Below are 6234 nucleotides of genomic sequence, written 5' to 3'. Positions count from 1 at the left end.
TGTCGTAATTCACAAAATAAACAAGGAGGTTTTTATTGGGCAAGCCATCCACAAAATTCGGGATGACTCATGTTTGAGATGAATACTGAAGAAATTAAAGGGAATTGAGCCTTATTTGAAAATACGTACTTGCTAATAAAGCAATTTTTTGAAAATCTGGTACTCTGATTCTCTCATTCTGAATTTTGGAGGCAGGACAAAGCTTTATTTTATCAAAAAGCCTCAGATAATACCTATATGCCAGATATACTCCTGATTTTGCCCCTTTAGGCAATGCAAGGATTCCTTGCAGACCAGCATCAAAGTCTGCTTGAATATCATCTTCAATCGTTTTTTTGTCCTCTAAAGTAAAATTCCTGAAATCTACGTTCGGAAAATACGTCCGTCCTCTTTCTTGAAAATCTGACTTAATATCTCTTAAAAAATTAACTTTTTGAAAAGCAGAGCCTAATCGTCTTGCATCGTTTTTCAATGCCTCATACATTGCAGTGTCGCCCTCACAAAAAACCCTTAGACACATCAGACCCACTACTTCAGCCGAACCATAAATATATTCCTTATATCCTTCCTGATTATAGTCGGCAAAATATAAATCCATTTCCATCGAATGTAAAAACGCTTCAATCAACTCATGGTCAATTTTATATTGATTCACAATCAATTGAAAAGAGTGCAACACAGGATTGAGGCTAATCCCTTCTTTAATACACACATACGTTTCAGCTTTAAAACGGCTCAATAATGTTTTTTTATCGAAACCCTCAAAGGTATCTACGATTTCATCAGCATAACGAACAAAGCCATAAATTGCATAAATGGGTAAATGAAAACGTTTATCTAAAGTTTTTATACCTAAAGTAAAAGACGTGCTATAATGTTCTGTAATGAGCTTACTACATCCGAGGGTTGTCTTTGTATATAAATCCATGTGGTTCATTAACTGGTAGTTGATTTTATTTGCTGAGTTTGTACTAAACTTTGAATGCCTTACTTACTTCTTCAGCCACTACTATGCCCGAAATCAATGATGGTGGTACACCAGGCCCTGGTACGGTTAATTGTCCTGTATAAAATAAATTTTTTACTTTTTTGCTTTTCAAAGATGGCTTTAAAAGTGCTGTTTGCATCAATGTATTTGCCAAACCGTAGGCATTACCTTTAAAAGCATGATAATCAGCTTTAAAGTCGTTGTGAGCATAACTTCTTTTGAAAACCACTGAATCGCGAATAGCAACACCACAATATTTCTCTAGCCGTTCCATGATAATATGATAATATTGCTCGCGGGTTTCGTCGGTATCTATTAAATCTGGTGCTACAGGTATCAACAAAAATATATTTTCGCAACCTTCAGGAGCGACACTATCATCTGTTTTTGAAGGAGCAGAAACATAAAATAATGGCTTTGATGGCCACTGTGGTGCTGTATAAATCTCATGGGCATGCACCTTGAAATCTTCGTCAAAAAATAAATTATGATGTAATAATTTAGGAATCTTTTTATTAACCCCTAGATAAAATAAAAGCGACGAAGGAGACATCACTCTGGAGTTCCAATAATCTTCATCATAATTTTGGTATTCGTCTTCTAGTAATTTATCCTCCACATGATGATAGTCTGCACTGGCTACTACTACGTCAGCTATAAATTCACCTTGATTAGTGATTACTTTTTTTACAGCACCTTTTACTACCTCTATTTTCTGAACCTCATGATTTAAATGCAATGTCACCCCCTTCTCCTTTGCCAAGGCAACCATTCCTTCTACGATTTTGAACATACCCCCCATCGGATACCAAGTTCCCAATTTCATTTCTGCATAGTTCATTAAGCTATACATCGCTGGAGTGTTTTCGGGAGTAGCCCCTAAAAACAAAATAGGGAATTCCATTAATTTCAAGATTCTCTCGTCTTTAAAAAACTTGCGAATATGCGAGGCGAAAGATTGAAATACATCTAAGCGAACTACATCATATAGTAATTTCAAGCTCAAAAATTCTGTAATACTCACAGAAGGCTTCCATACAAATTGATTCATTCCTACATCATATTTGTATTCAGCTTGACGCAAAAATTCTTTAAATTTCTCTTTACTTCCCGCTTCCATTCCTTCAAACAAATTGCCTAATTCATCAAGGCTTGCTGGTAGCTCTACCGTATCATTCCCGGCAAAAATCACTGCGTATGAAGGATCTAGGCGAACTAAATCGTAATAGTCAGCTGGTTTTTTATTAAACTTAGCAAAGTAATTATCGAAAACATCAGGCATCCAGTACCAGCTTGGTCCCATATCGAAAGTAAAGCCTTCTGCCTCAAAAACCCTTGCTCTTCCTCCCGCAATACTATTTTTTTCCAAAATAGTAACCTCATATCCTTTATCTGCTAAACTTGTTGCAGCTGATAATCCTGAAAATCCTGACCCTATTACTATTACTTTCATTGAACAATGTTCCCGAAGGAGATTTATACATTTCCTTATTAGCTTCTAACAAAGATAAACTTGTTTTGTTTGATTGATTTATAATTAATGTCTTTTTAAGACAATCAGCATAACAAAAAAGTCGAACTACTGCTCGACCTTTTGTGAGATTCTTCTGTTAACCAAAAAACTATAGATTATGGTTTTGCTGACTGGCAGTAACCATAATATTAACTAATTGATAAGAGTTCATGGTAATGATGAAGCGTAACTCAAACAATCAACTAATACGAGTACATATGTAATCTATCTTTCAACTCTTTACGAGCTATGTGAATTCTATTCTTAACTGTTCCGATTGGAATATTTAATTTCTCTGCAATTTCATGATATTTAAACCCTCTGAAATACATGATAAAAGGAGTTTTATAAGACTCCTCTAGGGTTGATATAGCACTGTTAATATCATTCATAGCAAAACTACTAATAGCTAAATTGTCAGTGCTACTTTCTATTGAATTGATATAATGAAGGTTATCCGAAGTATCTATGAAAGTATTCTTCCTAATCATCCTTTGATAATTAGTGATGAACGTATTTTTCATAATAGTGTACAACCAAGCCTTTAGGTTAGTACCCTCAGTATATTTATCACGATTGGTGAAGGCTTTTAATAAAGTATCTTGAAGTAAATCATTGGCTTCTTCATAGTCTCTTGTAAGTTTCATAGCGAAGGGCTTTAATGACTTTGATACTTTTCCAATATGATATGTAAATTCTAATGCCGTCATAGCTTCAATCTTGTTGATGTTTTGTTTAACAAATATATGAATTATATAAACAAAAAAACAAATGTTTTTTGAATTAATTTTATACAAAACGATAGCTGTTAGTTTAATTTAATTAATTTAACCTACAAAACACCACTAAACGGCCAATAAAGCGATATAACCATACATTCAATACTGTTTAATTTAATTTTAAATTAATTAAACAAAATCAACTTTCTAGGTACATTAAATAATTCGTTGGTATGTATATCTTTTTGTTAAATGATAAGCTGCAATAAATTTTAATGCAATATTGTTGCAAATATTAGAAATCCATTGCCAAAATATCAGTAAATTGCATGCTCAATCTTCATCATCGTTCATGAAAAGCATATATATTATACTTACGATATTTATCTTAAATGGGATTTCGACAATCGCACAATCTCAAAATTGTTTTTGTACACTTCAGGGAGTAGTCCATGAAAAAGATATTCACCAAGTAGTGCCTGGTGCGGTTATTTATATAAAAGGCACCAACATCTCAACTTTTACAGATGCCAAGGGAGTATATTCGTTTAAAAATCTGTGCCAAGGGAATTATGTATTAATCTGTCAAGCGGTAGGCTTCCAGAAAGTGGAAGTACCTGTCAATCTCACTGCTGAACACCACGAAGATTTTTCTTTAGAAGATAAAGATGAGCATTTGCAAGAAGTAGTAGTAAGTGGCAAAAAAGTACAGGATGTTACACAATCAAAAGGTATCTTGGAAGGACAAGCCTTAGACCAAACCCGTGGACAAAGTCTAGGAGAATCCCTCAAGGGCATTACTGGCGTAACTACCCTGCAAACGGGAAGCTCTATTTCCAAACCCATCATTCATGGAATGCATTCAAATAGGGTGTTGATTTTAAATAATGGCATTCGTCAAGAAGGACAACAATGGGGTAGTGAACATGCCCCTGAGATTGACCCATTTGTGGCCAAAAAATTAACCGTTATCAAAGGTGCTGCTGGCGTACGCTACGGCTCGGATGCTATTGCAGGCGTTATCATGGTAGAACCCGCCCCCCTACCCGATTCTGTTAATATTCATGGTGAAATCAATACGGCTGGTTTTTCAAATGGACGCATGGGTGTGATTTCTGGTATTGCAGAAGGTGGCTTGGCTCAACTGAAAGGTTTCTCATGGCGTGTGCAAGGCACTTACAAACGCGGAGGTGATTTGAAAACTGCCAATTATTATATGGCGAATACGGGAGTACAAGAAAGGAATTTCTCCGTAGCACTTGGCTACAACAAAATACATTATGGTAGCGAGCTATTTTTTAGTTATTTCGATACTCAGTTAGGCATTTTTGCAGGTTCACACATTGGTAACACAACAGACTTACAGAACGCTATAAATAACCCCCAACCTAACGAAGCTTATACGCCGACTTCACCAAGTTATAACATCAATCGCCCCAACCAAGACTTAGCCCATCATTTATTAAAGCTAAAGAGCTTTGCTATTGCTGAAAATTTGGGGAAATGGACACTTACACTGGCTCGTCAATATGACTGGCGTTTAGAGTATGACGTTCCGAGAGGAAACAGAAATCTAAATACCTTAAATTTTAAGCTTACGACGTATACAGGTGAGTTATTACTCGACCATAAGCCACTTTTCAATAAAATTGCAGGTTCTGTGGGTATCAGCGGCATGTATCAGGAAAATCTTTCCTCCTCTTATGAATTGAAAAAGCCGTTGGTGAATACCGTACTCATTCCTAATTATCAAGTAAGTACAGTAGGAATATTTTTGATAGAACGTTATTTGAAAAATCGTTGGGAATTTGAAACTGGTTTTCGCTATGACCTTAGAAATGCTGAGGCTTATGGACTTACCTTCAATAATCAAGCTTATAACAATTCATTTAGTTTTAATAATTTCTCGGCTACTGCTGGTACTACTTATACGCTGAATAATGAATGGGATTTTAAATTCAATGCAGCGCTTGCTTGGCGAGCACCCAATATGAATGAATTATTTTCTGATGGCATTCACCACGGAGCGGCAGCTTATGAGAAAGGCAATATTAATCTACAACCCGAAGTAGCTCATAATTTAAGCTTCTCTGCCAATTATACTAGCGAAAAATTTAGTCTGGAATTTAGTCCCTATTTGAATTTCATTGATGATTTTATTTATCTAAAACCTCGTTCTGAAAATGGGGTTTTACAAACTGTGCTTACTGTACGTGGCGCTTTCCCAGCTTTTGACTATACCCAAGTAAACGCTCGCTTTGCAGGAATTGACCTCTCTGCCAATTATTTGATTACTGAGAAAATCTCAATTACCGAGAAATATTCGATGGTAAGAGCCAAGGATGTTTTGAATAATCAATACATGGTAAACATTCCTTCCGACCGTCTGGAAAGCACTTTAAAGTACGACTTCAAAAAGCATGGAGCCTTTATCAGTATCAGTAATTCTTTAGTAGCCAAACAAACCAGAGTAGAGGAAAATAGCGATTTCCTACCTCCTCCACCTGCTTATAGTCTTTGGAAAGCAGATGCAGGCTTCACTATCAAAAAAGTAAGTATTGGTTTAAGTATAAGCAATGCCTTTAACTTAGCCTACCGAGAGTACCTCAATCGTTTTAGGTACTTTACGGATGAGATGGGGAGGAATATTTCGGTTAGGGTGAAGTATGGGTTTTAGAGAAGCTTTTGCTTTATAAATTGTGTTTTTGTTATTGGCTTTTTTGCTAGATGATACATAAACAAATATGATTTCAATAAGTCACTTGTAATTTGTGATTATAAAAATCAATGATATTTACTGTCAGTCCAACCATTACAGCATAACCACAAGGTCCATCACTATTTGTTTTTGTACAATATTTACGAAAAGCATCCCTATTAAAGTTAAAAGTACCATTACTAAAAATAGTATCTAAAAGTTCAAGATATTCATTTAAAAAACACCTTTTTATATTGAATTTGGTATTGCTTTTATCCGGAAATTTATATCTAAAATAATGTAATCCATTAGTGAC

At 35.3% G+C, this 6234-nt stretch carries 5 protein-coding genes; 1 reads left to right on the top strand and 4 read right to left on the bottom strand.

The annotated features are described in order from the left end of the window. Nucleotides 1–94: 94 nt before the first annotated feature. The 3 genes from AC07XN_RS22890 to AC07XN_RS22880 form a co-directional block, all read right to left on the bottom strand. Nucleotides 95–937, bottom strand: coding sequence for a phytoene/squalene synthase family protein (locus AC07XN_RS22890; RefSeq protein ID WP_494744742.1), 843 nt, complete (start codon nucleotides 935–937; stop codon nucleotides 95–97). 34 nt (nucleotides 938–971) lie between these two features. Continuing rightward, the gene (gene crtID / locus AC07XN_RS22885) at nucleotides 972–2441 is read right to left on the bottom strand and encodes a bifunctional phytoene desaturase/3,4-desaturase (protein ID WP_494744741.1); all 1470 of its coding nucleotides are present in this window, start codon (nucleotides 2439–2441) and stop codon (nucleotides 972–974) included. Between the two features lie 263 nt (nucleotides 2442–2704). Continuing rightward, nucleotides 2705–3211 carry an RNA polymerase sigma factor gene (locus AC07XN_RS22880; RefSeq protein WP_309924153.1) on the bottom strand — a complete coding sequence of 169 codons (507 nt, stop codon included), beginning with the start codon at nucleotides 3209–3211 and terminating at the stop codon, nucleotides 2705–2707. Between the two features lie 361 nt (nucleotides 3212–3572). Here AC07XN_RS22880 and AC07XN_RS22875 point away from each other — a divergent pair, with 361 nt between their 5' ends. Beyond that, nucleotides 3573–5897 carry a TonB-dependent receptor gene (locus AC07XN_RS22875; RefSeq protein WP_494744740.1) on the top strand — a complete coding sequence of 775 codons (2325 nt, stop codon included), beginning with the start codon at nucleotides 3573–3575 and terminating at the stop codon, nucleotides 5895–5897. 73 nt (nucleotides 5898–5970) lie between these two features. Here the strand turns inward: AC07XN_RS22875 and AC07XN_RS22870 are convergent. Then, the coding region (locus AC07XN_RS22870; protein ID WP_494744739.1) for a hypothetical protein at nucleotides 5971–6234 on the bottom strand (264 nt) is incomplete at its 5' end.

The sequence above is a fragment of the Arcicella sp. GW458-12-2-14-TSB2 genome (genome assembly GCF_059423785.1).
The sequence above is the reverse complement of the archived record's forward strand: the minus strand, read 5'-3'. Positions and strand labels throughout refer to the sequence as shown.

Excerpts from the sequence above, each read along its gene's own strand:
- AC07XN_RS22890 (WP_494744742.1), bottom strand. The coding sequence starts at position 937 with ATGAACCACATGGATTTATATACAAAGACAACCCTCGGATGTAGTAAG.
- AC07XN_RS22875 (WP_494744740.1), top strand. The coding sequence starts at position 3,573 with ATGAAAAGCATATATATTATACTTACGATATTTATCTTAAATGGGATT.
- crtID (WP_494744741.1), bottom strand. The coding sequence starts at position 2,441 with ATGAAAGTAATAGTAATAGGGTCAGGATTTTCAGGATTATCAGCTGCA.
- AC07XN_RS22880 (WP_309924153.1), bottom strand. The coding sequence starts at position 3,211 with ATGACGGCATTAGAATTTACATATCATATTGGAAAAGTATCAAAGTCA.